Below are 22866 nucleotides of genomic sequence, written 5' to 3' on the forward strand. Positions count from 1 at the left end.
CACCGACGACTCTGGCCTGCCTACTAGTGGCGCTGCAGATCCAGTATCAGCTTGCCAATATGCTCGCTGCTCTCCATGCGCGAATGGGCGTCGGCAACCTGCTCAAGGGGGTAGACACTGTCGATGGCGGGCTGCAGCTCACCGCGAGCCAGCAATGGCCACACGCGTTCGCGCAGGGCGCTGGCAATGGCGGCTTTTTGGTCTCGGCTCTGCGCGCGAAGGGTGGATGCGCTGAGGGTGAGCCGCTTCATTAACACCGGCAAGAAGTTCAGCTCGGCGGCAAAGCCACCTTGGAAGGCGATAAAAACAATGCGGCCATCCTCGGCGGCAAGGTCGATATCGCGGCGGATATAATCGCCGCCAACCATATCCAGAATCACATCGACACCGCGGCCGTTGGTGGCTGCGCGCAGTTGTTCGACAAAATCCTGCTCCCGGTAATTGACGGCAATGCTCGCGCCAAGCGATTCGCAGGCGGCGCATTTTTCGGCGCTGCCTGCGGTGGTGAATACCTTAGCGCCGAAGGCGCCAGCCAGTGCGATGGCGGTGGTGCCGATACCGCTGCTGCCGCCGTGTACCAGAAACGACTCGCCGGGTTGCAAGGCGCCGCGCTCAAAGACATTGTGCCAAACGGTGAAGTAGGTCTCGGGCAGTGCCGCTGCTTGCACGTCATTTAAGGCATCGGGAATGGGTAGGCACTGCCCGGCGGGCACGGCGACGTAGTCGCTATAGCCACCGCCGTTACACAGCGCGCACACGCGGTCGCCAATTTGCCAGCCGCTTACGCCTTCGCCGATGGCCGCAACACGCCCGGCAACCTCCAAGCCGAGAATCGGACTGGCGTCAGCCGGAGGGGGGTAAAGGCCATAGCGCTGCATTAAGTCGGGCCGGTTAACACCCGCAGCAGACACGGCAATCAACAGTTCGCCGGCGCCGCATTTAGGCAGCGGCTGCTCGCCAATTACCAGGCTGTGGTCATCGTTGACGTTAACGCAGCGAACGTGTGTTGGAAGCGCTGTCATTGTTGTTCCCCTTTGCTATGCTCCCCGACCTGCGAGGGCGAATGTGCCCAAGTATGCCTGAGCTGAGCTTGGGCTTGAACCGACTAAGGTGGGAACATGAACGCGAGTACGAAGCGGCTGTTGATCGTTGGTTGCGGCGATATTGGTGGTGGACTGGCGGCACGCTACTTGGCCAAGGGCTGGCATGTGCAGGGTATGCGCCGTGATGTTAGCAAGTTGCCAGCGGGTGTAGAGGGTTTGTCAGCTGACCTTGCGCAGCCCAGCAGCATACGAGCTTTGGGGCCCTTGCAGGCCGACTACATCGTAATGACGCTCACGCCCAATGGCTATAACCCGGAAGGCTATCGCAAAATTTTTGAAGAGGCGCTCGCGGTGATTTTGGAATCTATCGTCGAGCCGCCCAAGCTGCTGTTATTTGTTTCCAGCAGTGGTGTGTACGACCAGAGCAGCCACGAATGGGTCGACGAAGATAGTCCGACGACCCCCAGTCGCTTTTCCGGGCAAAGCATTTTGCGAGCAGAGCAGCAGATTGCCGACACGGGCTGGCCGCACAGTATTGTGCGTTTCGCCGGTATTTATGGCCCGGGGCGTTTGCAAATGATCGCTAAGGTGAAGGCGGGTGAGTGTGTGCCGGACGAGCCACTGCACTACAGCAATCGTATTCACCGGGACGATTGCGTTGGGGTGCTGGCGCACTTGATTGATAAGGTTGACGGCGGTGAGTCAGTGGCGAGTTGTTACTTGGGTGTTGACGACCTGCCGGTAGCGATCCAAACCGTGCAGCGCTGGTTGGCCGAGCAGCTCGACGTCCCCTACCTGCAAAACGGGGCACCCATTTCACGAACCGGCAGCAAGCGCTGTAGTAACCGCCGCCTGCGCGACAGCGGCTACGAATTCCTGCACCCCGACTATCGCAGCGGCTTTGTTCAAGTGCTCAGCGACGCGCGGTCGGCTTGACTGTTAAAGGGCGAGAATAACCTCAATCTCCACCATCGCGCCGCGCGGTAAAGCGGCAACTTGTACGCAGGCGCGCGCGGGGTAGGGCTCATCAAATACCGACGCCATCACCTCGTTTACGGCAGCAAAGTCGCCGAGGTCGGTGAGGGAGATATTCACTTTTACGGCATCGTTCAAACTGCCGCCAGCGGCCTCGGCAACGGCGGTCAAATTTTTAAACACTTGCTGGCTCTGTTCGCTTATCCCGCCTTCGATCATTTCCATCGTTTCGGGGATCAATGGGATTTGGCCCGACAAAAACACCATGTTGCCGGTTTTTACCGCTTGCGAGTAGGGGCCAATGGCCGCTGGGGCCTTGTCGGTGCTGATGATGGTTTTAGTGCTCACAGAAGTATCCTTATCGCCACGCCGGTGGCCGACTAATGAGTGTTAACAGGGGCTAGTGTTTTTCGCGGGTCACTTTTATTACCGCGGGAATATTGCGAATACGGCGCATGATGCTGGCGAGGTGAACACGTGAGCGCACGCCAATCACTAAGTGGATGGTGCTGATCTTCGGGTTCTCGTCTTCAACACTGATCTTTTCTATGCTGGCCTCTGCGCCATTTACCCGAGTGGCAAGCACGGCAATGATGCCGCGCTGTTTGCTCAGCTCGACTTTGAGCTCTACGGAGAAGTCGCGGTCAATATCATCGGCCCAGCTCAGCGGTACGACGCGCTCAGGGGTGTTTCTCAGGTCAATGCTGTTGTGGCAGTTCTCACAGTGCACCACCACGCCTTTCTCTGCGCTGACGATACCAACGATGTGGTCGCCGGGAATGGGGTAGCAGCAGCGGGCGAAATTAACCAAAAATCCTTCGGTGCCGTGAATGACCATGGTCTGCCGCTGGCTGGTGGCAGGCGGTGCATTGTCATCGTCGTCGCTGAGTTGGTCGCGCAGGGTCAGTAACTGTCGGGCGGTGAGGTAGGCAACGCGGTTGCCCAGGCCTATTTGTTCAAAAATATTGTCGGCCGATTTGCTCTGCGTAGCGTCGACGAGCTGTTCCAAGTGCTCGTCGCTGAAGTTATCCAGCTGCTCATCCATGCTGCCTAAGGCGCGCTCCAGCATTCGGCGGCCGAGGCTCACTGCCTCGGTGCGGCGCTGATGTTTTAGGAAGTGGCGAATGCCGCTGCGCGCTTTTGCGGTAACCACAAAGTGCAGCCACGCCGGGTTGGGCTGGGCGCCGGGGGTGGTAATGACCTCAACGGTCTGCCCGCTTTGCAAGGCTTCAGACAGCGGTGCCAGGCGGCGGTTGATTCGGCAAGCAACGCAGGAATTGCCCACATCGCTGTGTACCGCGTAGGCGAAATCGACCGCGGTGGCGCCAGCCGGCAATTCCATAATGTCGCCGCGCGGGGTGAATACATAGACCTCGTCCGGGAAGAGGTCGATCTTCACGTTTTCGATAAATTCCAGCGAGTCGCCAGCGCGTTGCTGCATTTCCAGCAGGCCTTGTACCCACTGGCGAGCGCGTGCATGGCTGGAATTGCCGCGGGCATCTTGCTCGTTAGACTTGTACAGCCAGTGGGCAGCAATCCCGTTATTGGCCATTTCCTCCATCTCCTGCGTGCGGATCTGGATTTCAATGGGCACGCCCTGCATGCCGAAGAGTACGGTGTGCAGGGATTGATAACCGTTGGCTTTGGGAATGGCAATGTAGTCTTTAAATTGCCCTGGCACAGGTTTGTAGAGGCCGTGGACGCAGCCGAGTGCGCGGTAGCAGCTGTCGACAGAGTCGACAACGATGCGAAAGGCATACAGGTCCATGATTTCTTTCAGCGACTTCCGCTTGTTGCGCATTTTGCTGTAAATGCTAAACAAGTGTTTTTCGCGACCGACAACGTGGGCTTTGTGCCCCTCTTCCAACAGGCAGTTTTCCAGGCTTTCCTGAATATTGGCGATGGTTTTGCTGCGGTCGCCAAAGCGTGTGCGAATGGCCTTGCTGATGCGCTGCGCGCGCATGGGGTGCATGGCCTGAAAGCCGAGGTCTTCAAATTCCACGCGGATGTTGTGCATACCCAGGCGCTGGGCAATGGGGGCGTATATTTCCAGTGTCTCGCGGGCGATACGGCGGCGTTTTGGCGGCGGCATCACACCGAGGGTTCGCATATTGTGCAAGCGGTCGGCTAATTTGACGAGAATAACGCGAATGTCCTTGGCCATTGCCAGGGCCATTTTCTGAAAGTTTTCCGCCTGCTGCTCCGCTTTGGACTGGAATTCAATCCGGGTCAGCTTGGACACGCCGTCTACCAGCTCGGCAACCGCGTCGCCGAATTGCTCGCTGAGGTCTTGCTTGCTAACGGCGGTGTCTTCGATGACGTCGTGCAGCATTGCCGCCATGAGGCTCTGCGCATCGAGGCGCATTTCCGACAATATGCCGGCCACGGCTAGAGGATGGGTAACATAGGGTTCGCCGCTGCGGCGATTCTGCCCTTCGTGGGCTTGTTCGGCGTAGTAATAGGCGCGCCGAACCTGATCCACCTGTGAGGCAGAGAGGTAATTACTCAGGGTTTCGGCGAGGGCGTCGATGGATTGCGCCGGTTCAGGCTTACCGTGTTGGTAATTGAAAAAGCTGTATTGGTGCATCGACACCCCGGGCCAAGGTTTTTACAGAGGCTGAGCGCCCAGCTCAACACCCAGGTCCAGCTCGGGCTCTTCTGCTACCGCGTCGGCGGCCATGATTTCTTCGCGGGTAATTTTGCCTTCGGCAATTTCACGCAGCGCCAGTACTGTTGGCTTGTCGCCTTCCTCGGTAACCAGTGGCTCTTTGCCGCCAGTGGCGATAGCGCGAGCACGCTTGCTGGAAACCATTACCAACTCAAAACGATTGTCTACTGCCGAGAGGCAGTCTTCTACAGTAATACGGGCCATGAAAATGTTCCTGAATGTGCTGAATCGCAGTGGTAACAGGCACCACCGCCAGTTATCCACAGTCTATCAAACTTCGCAGCGCTATGTCAGCAGTGCCGTGAGTAAGTCACGGTGACGCTGTTGTTGGCGGTTCAGGCGCAGGCGGTGACTCAGCAGAATGGCCTTTAGCTCTTGCAGGGCGGTTTCAAAATCGTCGTTGATCACAACGTAGTCGCCTTCAACAAAGTGCGACATTTCCTCGACGGCAGCGGCCATGCGGCGGCTAATCACCGACTCTTCATCCTGCCCGCGTCCGGTTAGGCGTTCACGCAGAGCGTTTTGGGAAGGCGGCAAAATAAAGATTGATACCGTCTCCGGCAGTAATTTGCGGACCTGTTGAGCGCCCTGCCAGTCGATCTCGAGAATCACGTCGCGACCGCTGTTTAAGGTGTTCTCAACCCACTTTTGGGAGGTGCCGTAGTGGTTGTCAAAAACCTGGGCGTGCTCCAGAAAGGCGGCACTGCGCAGCATCGACTCAAAGGTGTCGTGGCTGACAAAGTGGTAATTGACGCCGTCCACCTCACCGGGGCGCATATCGCGGGTGGTGTGAGAGATCGAAACTTGCACGTCGTCCATCTCGTCGAGCAGTCTTGCAACCAGGCTGGTTTTGCCGGCGCCCGAGGGGGCGGATACGGTAAAAAGGGTGCCCTGGCTTTGCTGCATTGTGGCGGTGTCCTGTGATGTGGTTATCGGTGACGGCTGGTTATTGTGGGTATGTTCGCACGGTTTGCAGACTATTTGAATAATTGGTCGCGAGCGTTTTCAGTCAGCGCGATGACCGCCGCTTTCTTCAGCTTTTTCTCGGTGGAAATGGCGTAAAACTGCTCGCGAATACCCTCTATGCGCCCGGCCAGGGCAACGGAGTATTGTTTGCACACCTGCTCTTCAATGGCGCTTGGGCAGGCAAAAAAACCGGCGCCGGCGTGGCCGAAGGCTTTTACCAGCGCGCTGTCGTCAAACTCGGCCACAATGTGGGGCGCGATGCCCTGCTCGGCAAACCATTGCTCTAGTGCACTGCGCAGGGTGTTATTCGTGGTTGGCAGCAGAAACGGTTGATGATTCAAATTATTGGGGAACTCGCCCGCCGCGTCGTCGATCAGCGACGGCGCCGCCAAAATGCTAACGCCGCACTCGCCCAGGCGGTGATTGTATAGCCGGAGGTTCGGCGCAGGAGGAACCGGCCGATCACTGAGTAGCACATCTAATTTATGCATCGCCAGTTGGGGTAGTAGCTCGTCAAACTTGCCTTCTTTGCACACCAGACTGGGGCTGGATGCTTGGCCGATAAATGGTTTTAGCACCAAGTGAGTAATCAGTTTTGGCAGAACATCCACCGCGCCAACCGTGAGTTTTTCGGCCTGATCCAGCTGCTGTTGCTGCAGGGCGATGTCTAACTCGGCACCCAGCGAGAAGATCGCATCGGCATAGCTCTGCACAAATTTACCGGCTTCGGTCAGGCGCAAGCTTCGCCCCTCGCGGGTGAATAGCGGCACCTCCCAGCGTGATTCCAGCGTAGTGAGCTGGGCGCTGATGGTTTGCGGCGTAATGTTTAACGCTTCGCTGGCGCGACTAATCGAGCCTTCGCGGGCGACCATCCAAAAGTAATAAAGATGCTTAAAGTTGATATTCTGCATGGCAACTATAATCAACAAAAAGTTGATTATTAGTCATTAAAAATCGACTTTTTCGTTATTTGGTCCCTCGCTAAGCTAGCACCTCCACCTGCTAGGAGGGAATGTTATGCGCTTAGAAATTCAAACAAAGGAAGTGGTATTAAGCCCGAATCTCATCGCTAGGATTGAGTCTAAATTCAGTGCTCTGCGCCGGCGATCCTCTCGCAAAGTGATGGCGATACATGTTTTGCTCAGCCGGGTCGCCAGCAAAGGCGGCCTGTGCTGCCTGCTGGTCGTGCAGCTCAGGCGTCGGCGGCAGTGGGTTTTTCAGGCAGTGTGCGATGACATTTTGCTCGCCGTGGATGGCGCTTGGCAGCGTTTGCACAATGAACCTCAACTCGTGCCACTGGCCCTGCCGCCAGCTAGGGAGGGGTGATGGAGTCGCTACTTGCCACGGCGATTGCCAACTTAACCAGCCCGGCGATCTTGTTCTTTGTGCTGGGGGTGCTCGCCGCAAGTGCCAAGGCCGACCTCGAGCTTCCCGAGGGTATGGGCAAGGCGCTATCTATTTATTTACTGCTGGCTATCGGCTTCAAGGGCGGCGTCGAGTTAAGCGAAAACGCGATCACGCCCGCGCTTATCGCGCTGCTACTTGCCGGCATTGCACTGAGTTTCCTCATCCCCTTTATTGCGTTCGCCTTGCTGAAATTTGCCACCCGCGTGCAACCGATTGATGCGGCGGCGATTGCCGCACATTACGGCTCGATTAGCGTTGTGACCTTTATGGCGGCGGTGGGCTTCCTAACCCAGCAAGGCATTGACTACGAGGGGTATATGGTGGCGATGCTGGCGCTAATGGAAACCCCTGCCATTCTGTCGGGCCTGATTCTGGCAGCGCCGTATTTGCGCCAACAGGGCAAGCAGAATAACCGTCCAAAACTGCGCTTAAAAGACAGCTTGCTCAACGGCAGTGTCGTGATGTTGCTAGGGAGTTTGGCGATTGGTTACCTGGTCGGTAAGCCCGGGTTAGCGCAGGTAGACGCCTTCGTTAAAGCGCCTTTCTACGGTTTGCTCTGCTTGTTCTTGCTCGACATGGGCTTATTAGTGGGTCGCCGCCTTGGGGAATTTCGCCGAGTGGGCGTTGCGCTGGTCGCCTTTGGTCTCTACATGCCGCTAATTGGTGCCGCGCTCGGCTTGGCCGTTAGTGCCTTGCTGGACTTAGGGTTAGGTGAGACCACATTGCTGGCAGTGCTGTGCGCCAGCGCATCATACATCGTTGTGCCCGCCGCAATGCGCCTGGCACTGCCGCAAGCCAAGGCATCGTTGTACATCACCACCTCCCTTGCGGTCACTTTTCCCTTCAACGTTATCGCGGGTATTCCACTGTATTTTCAACTGGCGATGTTACTGCAAGGAGTGAATTAACATGCTGCAGAGACACCGGAAAAAGCGTATCGAAATTGTCGCCGAAGCGCTGTTGTTAGATCGGCTGCTGGAGTTGATAAAAGAAGCCGGGGCGACGGGTTACACCGTTCACCACTATGTTTCAGGGGCCGATTTCAACGGCCGGCAGGGCGAGCCCGACGACCTGAGCTTAGTGCTGAAAAACATCCAGCTCAACGTGATCACCGACGATGAGGTTGCCGAGCGGATTGTCGAAGGCTGCGCAGAGTTCTTTGACGACTACGCGGAGATCGTCGTGATCTCCGATGTTGAAGTCATACGACCTGAGCGGTTTTAGGGGCTACTCAATATTCTGGATCTGCTCATTGTGTAGACCTTCGGGGCTAGGCAACGTGCCTTTACCATCTCTCTGGTAAATACTGCGTGAAATACAAAGGCATCACGATATTGGTTTGTTCTAACGCTGAAGAGCCTTGTGTACCCGTTAACTTAAAGGTTTTATTTGGAGTACATTTTTCAACGTAGGATGCCAACGATTTTGCTCTTGTACGTTTACCACTTTTGACTTCCACAGGGATGATATCGCCTTCATCGGTCGCCAAAATAAATTCGATTTCGGCGCGGGCGTCATTCCATGAATAGCTTGGGTCAACGCCAATAGCTGTGAGCTCTTGTTGCACAAAGTTTTCAGCCACATAGCCTTTGTATTCATAGTTTTGTTGCTTAATCTCTTTATAACTGCTGCCCAGCATATGATTGAGCAGGCCCACATCAAACAGAAATAGTTTAACCATATTGTCTTTTTTATAGGCCGCCAACGGAGATTTAGGTAATCCTTCAATAGGGTAGTTTGGCAAAGCTAAGCGGCAGCAGTTAAGCCAATGGATCGCGGTTTCAAAATCGCTATAACGAGATTTACGCTCATGCACATGCTTAAATTTAAAGCGTTTAACTGACTCATCGCTGACAAGTGATAGCTGGGCTGGAATGCTATTAAACACCGATTCAATCAGTGTGGCATCGACCTTGCCCGCGTACTTACCGAAATCGCGGCGATAACCTTCAACTAAATCGGCATGAATTTTTGTGACTTTTTCAACACGCTCTAGAATGCTTGAATCCTTAAACTGATACCAAGCAGAAACGGCTTCCGGCATACCACCGGTAAAAAAATAGTCAGTGAGTTTATCCATCAATTTAGTGTGCACCGCCGGTGTGCTTGCTTGACTATCAAATGCTTTGATCAGTGCTTGCTCGTTGGATGCGTAAATAAATTCTTGGAAGGTCAGTGGTCGTAAATTGTATTGTTCTACCTTGCCCACAGGGAAGGTGTTGAGCAAACCAATATTTGAACCGCTGGCTGCGACAAAATAGGACGGTGCTTTTTCGGCAAAATACTTCAGCGAAGTAACGGCTCGTTCACATTCGCCAATTTCATCTAATATCAGCAAGTCGGTGTCTGGATTGAACGCTTGGTTGGTTAACAACTCAATGTTCATTACTAGCTCGTCAGGTGACAACGAGCCATCGAACGCTTCTTTGTAAGCTGGGTTTTCAAGGAAGTCGATACGAAGGATGTTGGCAAAGGTATTCCCAAACAACTCTTGCAGTAGATAGGTTTTACCTGTTTGTCTTGCGCCATCGATCAATAATGGCTTGCGCACAGGTTGACTTTTCCATGCTATTAGGGCGTTGAGTAAGTTGCGCTGCATTGTCATTTCCCGCCAATTAAGACTGTTAACTGCCTGTAGTATAACTCAGTCTACACTTTTACGCGCAGAAAAGTGCGGAATTTTACATTTTTATGCGCATAAAAATGTTATGACGTTATCGTTGGGCAAGGCTTTCCCTTTTGAGATGGCTTTGGGCACTTACCCTTTGGGCATCTGGGGCAGCTTGGGCAAAGCCTTAGTTCACGCCACTTAGCCACACACCTACCCTGCCCACACGGTATTTATTACTTGGGGCATTATGTAAATTCTGGGGCAGCTAGCTACCTGTACCCTCAGAAAGCTGCACGATCTGGGCATTTATCTGCCTACTGCGTCCGTTTAGTACTGGCAAACTCCTAACTGAACTTAACAGATCAGTGAGGAAGCAAACGATGAACCCAACCACACAATCACCCACAAACTCAGTACACCCAGCGCGTCAGCAGCGGATTTTGCGCTTGCCCGAGGTAAAGGCAAAAACAGGCTTTGGCCGCAGCACCATTTATGCCCTGATGGCCAACGGTGAATTTCCGCGATCCATTCGTATTGGTGCGCGTGCCGTGGGCTGGTTAGAAAGCGATATCGACCAGTGGATTGAAACCCGCCGTATCGGTGCTGCTTATGGCCGTGGATAAACCATCAGCATTAAACCAATTATCTGCCAGTGATATGCCTAGCAACGAGCCAAAATTACCAGCTGGTTTTGCCTATAACGCGCAAAACTGGCTGGTGATGCAACCAGCGGGGCAAGATAGCCCAGTCAAAATCTGTTCTTGGCTGCAAGTAGCTGCTCGTACTCGCGATCCGCAAGGGGACACTTCTCTTGAAAACAAAAGGCGGCTATTTATTGCACTGGTTAGACGATGACAATCGCCATCGCTACTGGGCCATGCCCGCAGAACTATTGGCCGGAGACGGCAGCGAGTACCGTCGGATATTACTTAGCCGAGGCATGCGGCTGAGTAACAGTGTCAAAGCGCGGCAGTTGCTCTCGCTGTTTATTCAACAAATGGGCGAACTGGCTACGCAAAAGGCCATTAGCGTGAACTGCATTGGCTGGCATCACCACGCTTATGTGCATCCGCGCCTCACCTTTTACCCAAGCGAACACAACAACCCGCGCATGGTGCTGCAAACCATGCACCCGATAGAAGGCTTTATTCAACAAGGTAGTAGCGACAGTTGGCGGCAGCACGTTGGCCGTTATTGTCTTGATAACCCGCTATTGATTGTTGGTGTCTGCGCTGCGCTGGCCGCGCCTTTGTTGCACTTGTGCGGAGTGGATGGTTTTGGTTTACACCTCTACGGTGCCAGCAGTACTGGTAAAACTGCGGCGCTGTATCCGGCATTATCGGTGTGGGGCGAACCTAATCAACTGCGCCACAGTTGGCGTGCCACGGCCAACGGTTTAGAAGGCACTGCGTTAGCCCATAACGATGCCTTGCTGGCGCTCGATGAAATGGGCGAAGTTGACCCAAAAGAGGCAGGCGATGTCGCTTATATGCTTGCCAATGGCCAAGGTAAAACCCGTGCAGGCAAATACGGTGAAATGCGCTTACCAGCCCGTTGGCGTTTGGTGTTTTTATCTACTGGTGAAGTGACGCTCGAAAGCCATCTTGCCAGTATCGGCAAACGCGTGAAAGCGGGGCAGCAAGTGCGCGTGATTGATCTCAGTGCCGATACCGGATCGCAAATGGGCGTGTTTAACCAGAGTCATGGTATGAACGCCGCCGATTTAGCCGATCATCTAAAACAGCAAAGTCGCCAACATTACGGCTGCTTGGCCTTGGACTGGTTACGGTATTTAACGCAGCACGGCGCACAGGTGCGACCCGTTTTCCAAAACGTACGCCAACGCTTTTTAACCAGCTTACCAACCGAGGCTGACGGCCAAGTGCGCCGAGTCGCCGAAAAATTTGCCTTACTGGCTAGTGCTGCGTTGTTAGCCATTCAAGCCAAGGTGCTCGATTGGCCAACTCAAAGTGTCGAAGCGGCCTGTTTAAGCCAGCTTAACCAATGGATACTTGCCCGCGGTGGTGTGGCTGCCAATGAAGACCAACAAGCCATTCGTCAGGTGCGCAGTTTTATTGAGCAGCATGGCGAAAGCCGCTTTACGCCCAAACAAACCGGTTACAGCAGCCAAGTACGCCAACGCGCGGGTTGGCTTGATACTACTGGCCCACAAACCCTCTACCTGTTTTACCCAACTGGCTGGCGTGAAGCTACCGAAGGCCTCAGCCCAGATCGCGCCGCCAAAGCACTGATGGCCGCAGGCTACCTAATCCCCGATGGCAACCGACCACAGCGCAAAGTCAGCCTGCCCGACAACACCCGCCCGCGAATGTACTGCGTGAAAGGCTGTATTTTGGATGACTAACGAGGCGATTAATCTTGTGTGGGCTTGTCGCCTTGCAGTGAACCGCCAGTCAACATAGGTACTTAGCAAGGTTTAAAGTTTAAAGCTGACAAGACCGCTAGTGTACTGGTTGTGTAATTCACGCGTATGGAGATTGCTATTGTCCTAAACGGAGAATATTCTTGCGATATTATCAGTAGTTGATAAGATGCTAGGCTTATGTATAGGCATACAGTCTTTTGATTGTTTAAATGCTGTTTTACGCATTCGCTGGCAGTGGCCTTTTGTGAGTGAAGAAGGCAAGTAGAGAGTGCAGGCAAACAATCCGAGTAAAGTAATGAAAAACGCAAAACAATCGCGCTGTGTAATCGGGATTAAAGGCCAAACACCCGACCCCGATTTCCCCGTTGATATCTGGTTCGACTCACTGAAATCGGTGGCCAATGTGCTGTCGAAAGAAAACCAGCAGTTGTTAAAAGTGATTGCCGAGCAACAGCCGCAATCGGTCACTGAGCTGGCCACGCTGACAGGCCGTGCTGTCAGCAATGTGTCGAGAACACTCAAAACATTGGGCAAGTACAACTTGGTTGAAATGCAAAAATCACGAAATGGATTGGCGGTAAAACTGCGATATCAATCGATGTTGTTATTGATCCAGCCATTAGAATAAAAGGAATATCATGCAGCAAGTTGGAATTTATGAGCAGTTAATAACACAGCTGATTGCCAGTCGCATTGACCGAGAGCGATTCTATGTCGGCGAACGTGAGCTCAATAGCAGTGAAGCATCCGTCTGGCTATCACGTTTCTTATCACACATTCTTGAGTATGCGATTGAGTCAGTCCCCTCTAGCGATGATCGCCTACAACAGCAAATTACTTTATCCAACCAATTATTACTCTGGCTAAAAACAAAAATTCAAGATAACGACTTTATCGAAGACAATTTGCTCGCCAGTCAAGGTAAAATTCTGACTGCGCTCTATGAGCTCGAAAATCCTGTCTCAGCCGATTTAAAAAATTATATTAACGACATTTTTCCACTAACAGGGTTAAGCCAAAGCGAGCTGTTTTGTGGCAGTAATGCGGGATTGTCGCTTGAATCTGAATTAAAGCGGGAGATCTTGTCTGCGGATAAGATTTACTGGTTAGTGTCATTTATTAAGTGGGCAGGGATACGAATTTTTCGCAATGAGTTAGAAGAATTTACCTCAAGTGGTCGCGAGCTAAAAATCATCACCACCTCATACATGGGAGCAACGGATGCCAAAGCGGTTGAGTATCTGGCGAGTTTACCGAATACCGAGGTGAAGCTGAGTTACAACACTGAGCGTGAACGTTTACATGCCAAGAGCTACTTATTTTTACGCAACACGGGTTATCACACTGGTTATATCGGCTCTTCCAATTTATCTCATTCCGCGCTGACTAACGGCCTTGAATGGAATCTAAAGATCACCTCTAAAGAAATCCCACACATTATCAGTAAATCATTGAGCACCTTTGAAACCTATTGGGCTTCTAATGATTTTGAACACTTTAGTGGTGATGCACCAAGCAGTGAAAAACTCAAAAAAGCCTTGAGTCAGCAGCGCGGAGATTTTGAGGCTAGCCCAACGCATTTCTTCGACATTTCGCCGTTTCCGCACCAGAGTGACATATTGGAGCAATTGGCTGTAGAACGTAGTGTTCACCAACGATTTCGCAATTTAGTCGTTGCCGCAACGGGCACCGGAAAAACCCTGATTTCAGCCTTTGACTTTGCGCGCTTTATTAAAGAGAAACCGCAAGCAAATTTCTTGTTTGTTGCACATCGTGAAGAAATATTAAGACAAGCAAGAGCTGCTTATCGTGGTGTATTGAGAAACAGTGCTTTTGGTGAGTTGTGGGTAGGTGGACAAACGCCAGCTCATTATCGTCAGCTGTTTGTGTCGATCCAAACCCTCAACAACCAGCTGGTTCAACTCAACCTAACTGCTGACTATTATGACTACATAGTGATAGATGAAGTGCATCATGTCGCTGCTGCAAGTTATCGTGGGTTACTGGACTATTTCTCACCCGCTATCTTGCTTGGTCTCACGGCCACGCCAGAGCGCCATGATGGTGGTGATATTTTGGCAGATTTTGGTGGTGTGATTGCTGCTGAAATTCGTTTGCCCGAAGCGATTAATCGACGCCACCTTTGCCCATTTCAATATTTTGGTATCGATGATGATACCGACCTGCGAAATATTCCGTGGAGTCGGGGGCGCTATGATATTGCTCAACTAACCAACCTTTATACTCACAACCAAGCGCGTTTTAATAAGATCTTCTTCAGTATGCAGGAAATACTGACAGACATTAGCAAAATGAAAGCGCTCGCTTTTTGTGTGAGTAAAGAGCACGCCCAGTACATGACACAGCAACTCTTATTAAAAGGCATTAAAGCGGATGTGCTGACCAGTGATAACAGCCATGAGCGGCAACAAAAGCAACAAGCGATTCGTTCTGGCAGCATTAACGTGCTTTGTGTGGTCGATATCTTCAATGAAGGTGTAGATATTCCCGAAGTGGATACCTTACTGTTTTTACGACCGACAGAAAGCTTAACTATCTTCCTGCAACAATTGGGGCGAGGTTTACGTTTAGCTGAGGGAAAAGAGTGCTGTACCGTGTTGGATTTTGTTGGCAACTCACGTCCTGAATATGATTTTGCCAATAAATTTAGAGCCTTAGTGGGGAAAAATCATCGAGCGATCAGCGAAGAAATAAAGCAAGGCTTCCCCCACGCGCCACTGGGTTGCCGCATTGAATTAAGCAAGCGTACGCAAGAAATGGTGCTTAGCAATATTCGCCAAGCTTCATTAACCTTAAAGCGTTTAGTTGCAATGATACGCCAATATCCAGAGCACTCTACACTACCGTTAACACTGGCGAACTTCTTAATCATAAACCCTCATATCGACTTGAATGAACTTTATAAGCGAGGAAGTTGGTCGCAGCTGGTTCAGCAAGCTAAGTATGAAATCAACGAAAATTCAGTTGATGAAGATCTGCTGAAAATGCTTAGAAAGGCCATTCATAACCGAATTTTGACCTGTGATGATCATGCCTATTTGAGTTTCTTAAAACAGCTTTGCCAAAGTAACTTTGTTATTAAAGATGCTGACCATCGTTATGCCTTGATGTGTCATTACGATTTTTGGCAGAAAACGGGGCCTGAATGTGGATTCGATTCCATTGTTCAAAGCTTAGCGAAACTGAATGCTTGCGAGTTAAAAGCAGAGTTAATGGATGTTGTGAATTGGCAACTCGCACAAACCAAGCATGAGCAACCAACAATGCAGGCTTTGCCTGAGGTTTCACTAAGGCTGCATGCACGTTATGCGCGTGAACAAATATTAGTGGCATTTGGTGCGACCACGTTTGAGCGCCAGCCGCCAGCACGCGAAGGTGTGTTTGTGCTGAAAGATCAAAACATTGAACTGATGTTTGTCACTTTAGACAAAAATGAAAAGCAATTTTCGCCAACCACCATGTATCACGATTACGCGATCAACGACCACCTGTTTCACTGGCAGTCACAAAATAGCGCACGGCCAGATAAAGGCCGTGGTTTGGAGTACATCCAACACCAAAAAATCGGTAAGCGTCTGTTCTTATTTGTGCGTGAGCAAAGCAAAGATGAATACGGCCGAACCATGGGTTTTGTGAATTATGGTGAAGTAGACTACGTATCGCATACAGGTTCACAACCGATGAGCATTACTTGGCAGTTAAAAGAGCCAATGCCACACTTTATGTGGCAACAAGCTGCGAAGTTGGCAGTAGGGTGATTATCATGACGCATTTAGCCATCGACAAAGTATCCCCCCTTTGGCGCTTTAGTTTGGTCGAAAAAACCGAACAAGACGCAGCGACTAGCCAACAACGCGGGCATTTTCCACTGATGTGGTTGGCTAATTTTGCCGCGTTACGGGCGCGTTTTGAGCAAGGCTTAAAGGTGATTTGTGCCGCCCCCCATAGCCGCTTACAACCGGTGGTTGCCAATATCAAAGCGGCTAAATTAAAAGGCCGCCTACCTCATAAGTTAGCCGAGAAAGTTAAGCAAGACTTTGCGAATGGCCAGTACGATAAGCGCTATGCAGTCGAAAAAAAGCAACTGAGTGTCGATACCCCAGAAAACCGTTTTATCAAAATGGCGGTGAGTAAAAGTAAGCGGCAATTAGCGGAGTTTGAACAAAAGCTTAGGCAGAGTAACCAAGCACCAGAACGGCAACGGTTGTCAGATTCATTTTTAAATGAGCTGCATAGTTGGCAACAACCGCTGCAAAAAGTGTTAGGTCAGAGTTTTTTAAAAGAGGTGGGTGCATACACAGGGTTAAGCCGTGAGTCGTTAGTGCTACAGCAAAAAACTGGTTACAGCGCGGTGTATCGTGTTTGGCAGGAGCTGAAATTTTATTTAGATGTGTTTGGCAATCAGTCGAGCATTTCAATGAAGTCGGTGGCCGAGATTTACGAAGTGTGGTGTTTTTTGTGTTTGAAACAGATTTTAGAGCAGGATCTCGGCTTTGAATTGGTGGAAAACAGTGCGACTAAGCTCGCCCAGAATGACTTTTTTGAGTACCAACTAAAAGATGGGTTTGCCGGTGCCTTTCTTTTTAAACGCAGCGATGGTGTGACCGCTAGGCTGGCACACGAGCCGAAATTTACCAAAAAGGGGCAATCAATCCGCTCGTATTTAGTGAACCAAGAGCCAGATATTGTATTGGAAGTGACACTGCCGAAAAGCGCTGATTTAACAAAAGCAGACTCATCAGAAGAAAAGCAGTTTATTTGGCTGTTTGATGCCAAGTACCGCATTAAAACCGAGAAAAACCGCTTTGATGACAGTAATGATGATATTGAAAGTACGGATTACGTACCGGACGATGCTATCAACCAAATGCACCGTTATCGGGATGCTTTGATTCGTTTATCAGAACCGCGCGATTCTAAATCACCATCAAGTGGAAACGCTGGCCAATCTCCTAAGAAATGCCGCCCTGTTTTTGGTGCGTTTGCTTTATACCCAGGTTTTTTTGATCAAGCCACAAAAAACAACCCCTACGCAGCCGCGATAGAAGAAGTGGGTATTGGTGCGTTTGCCCTCTTACCTAGCCAAAACGAACTTAGTCAAACTGAATCAACCCAGACTAAGAGCTGTTATTCCGGTCACCAGTGGTTGCTAGAGTTCTTGCAAGCGCAAATTGGCACAGCGCCGAATGTACAAACAGGGCAAGGCAATGAGGCCATGTATCCTGTGGCTGGCATGGCGGAAAGGCTCTACGTACAAGACGCAGCACGCATACCTTATTACGGCATGCGCCAAGTGCTGTATCCTGATTTGACGATGACCGTGGCATTGGGTGGGCAACGTGGCCGTGATAATGGCTACTTTGAACAATTTGAGCAAGGCACAGCGCTGTGGTATCACCTGCCGCAAAGCACGTTTTTGCAGAAATTTAAGCAGCATATTGCCGAGGAAATTCGCTATTTAGCACTGGCATCTACCTCAGACACTCAAAGTTCAACCAAGCAAATTGACAAGCTCTGGCCAGTTAAACGAGTCACAGTGTTACCACGTTACGCCATTACCGAAGATCAAGCAGGTAAGAAGTCAGGTTCTGCTGATTTGTATTATTTATTTGAGCTTGGCAAACCACTGTCACTACAAACGCCAGTGACCAACGTGCCACATCGCCCAATTAAAAACTCGATGAAACTCACAACCTTAACTCGCCTAGAGAGCGTCACTAAGTTTACCGAGGTTGAAAGAGTGTACGAAGCGGCAATGGTGTGAGCGAGTGTTATTAATTATGCAGAAGATGAATTGGCCGAAAATGCAGTTGTTCGGTTATTCCGAACAACTGCTAAGTAAAATCGACATCAAAAAATATCGAGCTATTTGGCGCTTTTGATATTAAAATCGCATCAACAACACCCCTCCCGCTACCCGTTAGATCAGCGCCCCGCGAGGGGTTACTCGTTTTTAAGGCTTCTAATTTTTGCTACCGTAATCAGTTACGGAACCAAAATTAGCTTCCAACCACACATCATTCTCCGGCCCACAAAGGTGGTGCAGTAGAGCTAGGTTGATTTGGTGGCTGATCACGTTGCCGTTTCGTTTTTGGCTCTCCTTTCTAAAACCTCTCAGTAATAACCCTGTGCATGATTTTCCTATTTGCTCCGGCGAACTGGGCAGGCAAAAGGCGCGGTTTTGCTGTTTGGGGTGCAAGTTAGCTCGCTTTCCTGTTTTAGATAAAGGCGTAATGCACCAAAAAATACGGGCGTTGGCAGGTGTGTTTGCGTGCAATGTGTTGATTTGAATCGTGCCATCACTATATGTAGGTAACAAATGTGCCGGTAACACAACCAACCCGCCTTGCGCGTGGCCTTCAACCTCAGGTAAAGGTAGCCAATACAGGTTTGGCCATTGCTCGGGGCTCTGCCATTTTTCTACGATCACTTGTGCGCCAATGCTATTCAGCCATTGGTGAATCGGGCAGCCTGGGTGCGCTTGTTTAACGCGCGGTAAGTGATAGGTCAGCCAGCGGGTTAAGCGTTCGGCGGCATTATCGCACTGGCTTAATGCTGGGTAGAGGGTAAACGCGCCATGCCCAACCACCAAGGCGACCACCTGCTGTATCCATTCTCTATCCCAATCGTTACCACTTGCCCATAACACGTCACTTATCACCTTGTTGGTTCGTCATGCCGTCTATTTTCAGTGGTCGGACGCAGACTCGGTGGTGAAATAGATGAAAGAAATGGCCATCAAACTAACCAGTCAAATCAGTTTTTTCTGATGACCTGTGCGCTGCTAACTATTTGATATACATAGTCCAATACGGCGCTGTTTGGCGGCATTTGGCTAGTGAAAAAAATCGAGACGCCAAACGATCGTTTGCATTCTGGGTTTAAAAAATCAAACGGTTTGTACTTTGGATTCGAGGTTGGTTTAGGGTGAAAAAAGTGCCAAACCTTGCTTTGAGCCTGTATTGGCAAGGCCTGCCGGTTTTGGACTTCAATCGAGACGCCAAACAGTAAATGGGCTAATTTCCCTGTTTGGCGTTTCGATCCAAAAGCCAAACGGATAGTGGTTTTGGCGTAAGGGGGTAAAGGCATGGGGAGGTGTTTAATGAAGTGCTGCTGTTTATTTTGGCTTGGTATTTGGTGAAGGGATGTTTTCTAACTTCAATGAAGGTTGCTTGTTACTGTTGTCATCAATGTACTCAAGGGCGTACCCCATAGCCTTGTAGCTTTTCTCGCGTTTTTTAAACATGCGTTGCAGCATTGGGAGGGCGCAGTCTACATAGTCGTGAATGGTGACTTGTGTTTTGCCTTCCGATTCACGATGAATACGACCGGCATATTGGGCCAACGTACCTTTCCATGCGATTGGCATGGCCAAAAACAACGTATCCAGTCTTGGCAGGTCAAACCCTTCACCCACATATTTTCCTGTTGCGACGACAACTTGAGCCGATTGCAGATGATTATCTGCATTCTTGCGTTCCGCAGCTTTCATGGCGCCTTTGAGTACGACAGTGCTTATACCCATCTCGGTAAGTCGTGAGTGTATGTATTCTGCGTGCTCTCTACGCTCTGTAAGGACTAACGGGTGTCCGCCATTTTGAACACACTGAGTGGCGCCTGAGACAACTTTTGAAGTGCGCTGCTCATTATTGACGAGCCAGCGGTAGGCATCGCTTATTTTTGGGCGCTCATCTGTTTTTATTAGCTCAGCTGGCGGTATATCGTAGAGCTGATGAATCATCACGGTTTGAGTAAATTGCTCATCAGGGCTTTGTTTCACTTTGTAGCGAATGGGCCCTGCCGCCATAAAAATGATTTTTTGATGACCATCTTGTCGTTCTGGTGTTGCTGTTAGGCCCAATACATACTTTGCTCTTACCTCGTTGAGTACCATTTCAAACCTTGGCGCGGATAAGTGATGGCATTCATCAACAATAATGTGGCCGTAGTCTTGGATGAGAGGCGTGATGGAGTTGTCTTTTTTATTAACCAAGCTTTGGTAGGTGGCAATGTCGATAATGCCACTCGGCTTTCTTTTACCCCCGCCTATACTGCCAATGGTTACTTCTGGTAGGAACGTGCGTAATCGCTCTTGCCACTGCTCAAGCAGTTGTCGGCTATGAACCAGTATTAGGGTATTTACTTTGCGTTTTACGATCATGCCGATGGCAGTAACCGTTTTTCCAAATGCGGTCGGCGCATGCAAAATACCGAAGTCATGTTTAGATATTGCGGCCACTGCGTCTCGCTGGTTCTTTCGCAAAGTGAACTCAGGGGTAAGTTTTAATAATGGTCTGCCGATTTCACGCTTATCGTCAAACAGTGGTGAAATATTGTGCTCTTGTAGCAAAGCAATCGCGTCATCGAGACAGCCTCGCGGTAGTGCTAGGTAATCGTTTTCAATACGAGCACAGGAAATAAACCTTGGAATGCCATGGGTTGAAAAGCGCAACGCTTGCGTTTTAAAAAACACAGGATTAGAAAAACTAGCTAATCGCTTTAGTCCTGCCAGTAGTGGCCCAGGTAACTCGCTCATCAAAAAGTAGATATGGTTGGCCAAGGTAATGGTCACGGTTTTCGGCAAAGACTCTAATTTTATTGGTGCGGCTTTGGCTGTGATTTCCCAAGGAGGGCGGTTGTCTATTAGACCTTGTTCGGACAGTAATAGGGTATTGGGTGAAATGGTTGTTATGAGTTGATCAATACTCGATTGCGTGAGCGTTTTAAGCTCAGCAAGGTACCGCCATTGATCGTCAATGGCATTCAGGTCATTGTCAACAAAGCAGCTACGGCCTGAAAGGCGAGCCTCCTTTTGAAGTGGTAGCGCAATGAGATTGCCAAACCCGCCTTCAGGAAGGACATCTTGGTTAGGAAATAGCCTGTCATAGGAGTCAAACGATAGATTTGGAAATATTTCCATGGCCTTATCAAGCAAAGCGAAACCAAGTGCCCGAGCTTGGTTAGCTGGGATGTTGGTTTCAAAAAAGATCCATAAGTGCGCCCCGTTGCCAGAACGCGAGATTTCTATCGCGTGTGGAATATCAAGCGCTTGACACGCTTTAGACATTGCTTTGACCTCTTCTTGCCAACAGCCTTTGTCAAAATCGGCTGCCAACAAATAGCACGTATTATCTTTCAGTAAGGGATACAGCCCCACCACTTGATGACCGGCAAGGTGCCTGTAAATAATGCGCTCGTTTAGTTCGCTAAACTTTCGGTGTGAACAGTCTTGGCATTTAATGCGGGGTTTGTTGCAAACCCCGTTTACCCATTCATTATCACAGGCTACGGAATAGCCACTGCGGCCCTGTTGATTTTGCCAACGATTGGCGAAGATATCCTCTCGCCCACGAAATCGTTGTCTGAATAGGGCGACTTTTTGTTCTGGCGTGAATGTCTGTACTGAACACTCGTTTTGAGCGCTACGCAAAGCCTCTCTTAATGCGAGAAGCTGCTGCTTTTCGTTTTCAAGCTCAGCTAGCCTGTTATCAATAGCCGAAATGTTTGGGTAGCGAGCGTCATTCATAACAAACTAATTTTGATTCGCAGCACTATGAAGCGCGAACTTGCGGCGGTTTGATGAGCGACTCTGCTGGAATACCTAGCCCTTCATGAAGTTTCCAAATCATTTTTAGCGTGAGTGATCGCTTATGGTTTAGGATTTCATAAACACGATTGCTTTTACCTATCATGGGTTCAAGATCTTTAACCGTTAAGCCTTTGCGCTCCATCTCAAACTTTATTGCCTCAACAGGGTCTGGCAAATCCATTGGGAAATGCTTTGCTTCGTAGGCTTCAATTAACGTAACCAAAATGTCCAGCTTTTCGCCTTCAACGGTATCAGGCTCCGCCATCATTAGGTTTTCGATGTCGTTTAATGCCGCTCGGTAGTCGGCATCTGTTTTAATAGGTCTGATGTCCATTATATACCTCTTGTTACTACCTTTTGGCTTCAAATCGTTTGCACATCAATTTTATCGTATTGCGCATGGCTGCCGATAAACCGTATGTAAACCACCTTGTAGGCATAATTGATCCAAACAACTAACCGGTATTTATTACCGGCAATGTTAAATACGACACGCCCATCTTTGAGGATGCTGGCATTTCTAAAGTCCTGTTTCACATCCGACGGTGATCCCCAATCAGCGTTTAATGCATGCCTATACCACGCTAACGTTGGCTCTTTCGCGTCAATGTATTCTGGGCTGTCTTCCCAAAATGTTTTTAAGGTTGATAATGCGATAATTCTCATAAATAGATGCTAGTCCCATTTTGGGACTTTTGCAAGTTTGGAATTTTTGATGCGGTTAGGAGTTCTTACCGCATCCCCGATTGCCCCATTCCTTGGGGCAGTTTAATTACCTCTTATTCACCCTCTAAAGCTTGCTGTATCTAGTTTTGCCCCATTGTCCCAACTGCCCACAGTAAGTGAGCAAACGGGGGCTTGCTAATTTCGCCTGATTGGCTTTTTCGGCATACGGCTGCGTTTGCCATCGAAGAACGCCAATACTCTGAACCAATAGAGTGATTCTTCATAACCTAGGCTGTACGTTGGACGTGCAGGCGGGATGAGTCCTAGTTTACGTCCTAGGCTGACAATCACGTAGAACGTGAGTTTTAGCGTCAGCCACGGGGCGAGAACCACCAATGTCGTCAGGCAATATCGGGTAAGTGTGTAGCCTACGCCATGAGATTGCTCGAGTAAGGCAATGCCAATACACCAGCCAAGGCCTGCCATCATGGCTATTGGAAAGGTAATGGGGGTGAGTCGCATCATCAGTTGCAT

The 22866-nt window shown here is 50.2% G+C and carries 22 protein-coding genes; 9 read left to right on the forward strand and 13 right to left on the reverse strand.

What is annotated here, in order from left to right:
• Positions 1-23 precede the first annotated feature (23 nt).
• Positions 24-1022: an NAD(P)H-quinone oxidoreductase gene (locus HNR64_RS14195; RefSeq protein ID WP_204997091.1), complete on the reverse strand. Its 999-nt coding sequence runs from the start codon at positions 1020-1022 to the stop codon at positions 24-26.
• Positions 1023-1118: 96 nt separating this feature from the next.
• On the opposite strand from HNR64_RS14195, the gene HNR64_RS14200 reads away from it, so the two are divergent.
• Positions 1119-1979 (forward strand): SDR family oxidoreductase, encoded by an 861-nt coding sequence (locus HNR64_RS14200; RefSeq protein ID WP_204997092.1) that lies wholly within the window; start codon positions 1119-1121, stop codon positions 1977-1979.
• A gap of 3 nt (positions 1980-1982) precedes the next feature.
• On the opposite strand, the gene HNR64_RS14205 is transcribed toward HNR64_RS14200, so the two are convergent.
• The 6 genes from HNR64_RS14205 to HNR64_RS14230 form a co-directional block, all read right to left on the reverse strand.
• Positions 1983-2366, reverse strand: coding sequence for a RidA family protein (locus HNR64_RS14205; RefSeq protein ID WP_204997093.1), 384 nt, complete (start codon positions 2364-2366; stop codon positions 1983-1985).
• 52 nt (positions 2367-2418) lie between these two features.
• Entirely contained in the window at positions 2419-4605 is a 2187-nt protein-coding gene (gene spoT, locus HNR64_RS14210) for a bifunctional GTP diphosphokinase/guanosine-3',5'-bis pyrophosphate 3'-pyrophosphohydrolase (RefSeq protein ID WP_204997094.1), read from the reverse strand.
• Between the two features lie 21 nt (positions 4606-4626).
• On the reverse strand, positions 4627-4890 hold the full coding sequence (rpoZ, locus tag HNR64_RS14215) for a DNA-directed RNA polymerase subunit omega (RefSeq protein WP_204997095.1): 264 nt from the start codon (positions 4888-4890) through the stop codon (positions 4627-4629).
• Between the two features lie 81 nt (positions 4891-4971).
• On the reverse strand, positions 4972-5592 hold the full coding sequence (gene gmk, locus HNR64_RS14220; RefSeq protein WP_204997096.1) for a guanylate kinase: 621 nt from the start codon (positions 5590-5592) through the stop codon (positions 4972-4974).
• A gap of 71 nt (positions 5593-5663) precedes the next feature.
• Entirely contained in the window at positions 5664-6563 is a 900-nt protein-coding gene (nhaR, locus tag HNR64_RS14225; RefSeq protein WP_204997097.1) for a transcriptional activator NhaR, read from the reverse strand.
• A gap of 139 nt (positions 6564-6702) precedes the next feature.
• Positions 6703-6927: a hypothetical protein gene (locus HNR64_RS14230; RefSeq protein ID WP_204997098.1), complete on the reverse strand. Its 225-nt coding sequence runs from the start codon at positions 6925-6927 to the stop codon at positions 6703-6705.
• Positions 6928-6977: 50 nt separating this feature from the next.
• On the opposite strand from HNR64_RS14230, the gene HNR64_RS14235 reads away from it, so the two are divergent.
• Together HNR64_RS14235 and HNR64_RS14240 are read left to right on the forward strand one after the other, a co-directional pair.
• Positions 6978-7967, forward strand: coding sequence for a sodium-dependent bicarbonate transport family permease (locus tag HNR64_RS14235; RefSeq protein WP_204997099.1), 990 nt, complete (start codon positions 6978-6980; stop codon positions 7965-7967).
• 1 nt (position 7968) lies between these two features.
• Positions 7969-8283 carry a P-II family nitrogen regulator gene (locus tag HNR64_RS14240; RefSeq protein WP_204997100.1) on the forward strand — a complete coding sequence of 105 codons (315 nt, stop codon included), beginning with the start codon at positions 7969-7971 and terminating at the stop codon, positions 8281-8283.
• 61 nt (positions 8284-8344) lie between these two features.
• Here HNR64_RS14240 and HNR64_RS14245 read toward each other — a convergent pair whose 3' ends face one another.
• Positions 8345-9658 carry an ATP-binding protein gene (locus tag HNR64_RS14245; RefSeq protein ID WP_001189491.1) on the reverse strand — a complete coding sequence of 438 codons (1314 nt, stop codon included), beginning with the start codon at positions 9656-9658 and terminating at the stop codon, positions 8345-8347.
• Positions 9659-10050: 392 nt separating this feature from the next.
• On the opposite strand from HNR64_RS14245, the gene HNR64_RS14250 reads away from it, so the two are divergent.
• The 6 genes from HNR64_RS14250 to HNR64_RS14270 all read left to right on the forward strand — a co-directional run bounded on the left by HNR64_RS14250 (position 10051) and on the right by HNR64_RS14270 (position 17841).
• Positions 10051-10293 carry a helix-turn-helix transcriptional regulator gene (locus HNR64_RS14250; protein WP_017043889.1) on the forward strand — a complete coding sequence of 81 codons (243 nt, stop codon included), beginning with the start codon at positions 10051-10053 and terminating at the stop codon, positions 10291-10293.
• Positions 10280-10525: a DUF927 domain-containing protein gene (locus HNR64_RS17615; protein ID WP_239547882.1), complete on the forward strand. Its 246-nt coding sequence runs from the start codon at positions 10280-10282 to the stop codon at positions 10523-10525. The genes HNR64_RS14250 and HNR64_RS17615 overlap by 14 nt, the downstream gene beginning before the upstream one ends.
• Complete coding sequence (locus HNR64_RS14255) at positions 10482-12035, forward strand: DUF927 domain-containing protein (protein WP_476749633.1); 1554 nt, start codon at positions 10482-10484, stop codon at positions 12033-12035. The genes HNR64_RS17615 and HNR64_RS14255 overlap by 44 nt, the downstream gene beginning before the upstream one ends.
• Before the next feature lie 316 nt (positions 12036-12351).
• Complete coding sequence (locus HNR64_RS14260) at positions 12352-12684, forward strand: HVO_A0114 family putative DNA-binding protein (protein WP_080540323.1); 333 nt, start codon at positions 12352-12354, stop codon at positions 12682-12684.
• Positions 12685-12694: 10 nt separating this feature from the next.
• On the forward strand, positions 12695-15835 hold the full coding sequence (locus tag HNR64_RS14265; protein WP_204997101.1) for a DEAD/DEAH box helicase: 3141 nt from the start codon (positions 12695-12697) through the stop codon (positions 15833-15835).
• A gap of 5 nt (positions 15836-15840) precedes the next feature.
• Complete coding sequence (locus HNR64_RS14270) at positions 15841-17841, forward strand: DUF2357 domain-containing protein (protein ID WP_204997102.1); 2001 nt, start codon at positions 15841-15843, stop codon at positions 17839-17841.
• 198 nt (positions 17842-18039) lie between these two features.
• Here HNR64_RS14270 and HNR64_RS14275 read toward each other — a convergent pair whose 3' ends face one another.
• From HNR64_RS14275 to HNR64_RS14295, 5 genes are all read right to left on the reverse strand, one after another.
• Entirely contained in the window at positions 18040-18726 is a 687-nt protein-coding gene (locus HNR64_RS14275; protein ID WP_204997104.1) for a hypothetical protein, read from the reverse strand.
• A gap of 468 nt (positions 18727-19194) precedes the next feature.
• The gene (locus HNR64_RS14280; protein ID WP_204997105.1) at positions 19195-21603 is read right to left on the reverse strand and encodes a TOTE conflict system archaeo-eukaryotic primase domain-containing protein; all 2409 of its coding nucleotides are present in this window, start codon (positions 21601-21603) and stop codon (positions 19195-19197) included.
• 25 nt (positions 21604-21628) lie between these two features.
• The gene (locus HNR64_RS14285) at positions 21629-22000 is read right to left on the reverse strand and encodes a helix-turn-helix domain-containing protein (RefSeq protein ID WP_010319432.1); all 372 of its coding nucleotides are present in this window, start codon (positions 21998-22000) and stop codon (positions 21629-21631) included.
• Between the two features lie 29 nt (positions 22001-22029).
• Positions 22030-22332 (reverse strand): type II toxin-antitoxin system HigB family toxin, encoded by a 303-nt coding sequence (locus tag HNR64_RS14290; protein WP_001219935.1) that lies wholly within the window; start codon positions 22330-22332, stop codon positions 22030-22032.
• 195 nt (positions 22333-22527) lie between these two features.
• Positions 22528-22866, reverse strand: a complete 339-nt coding sequence (locus HNR64_RS14295) for a hypothetical protein (RefSeq protein WP_204997107.1) — start codon at positions 22864-22866, stop codon at positions 22528-22530.

It is taken from the genome of Spongiibacter marinus (assembly GCF_016906995.1).
GTDB classification, from domain to species: Bacteria; Pseudomonadota; Gammaproteobacteria; order Pseudomonadales; family Spongiibacteraceae; genus Spongiibacter; species Spongiibacter marinus.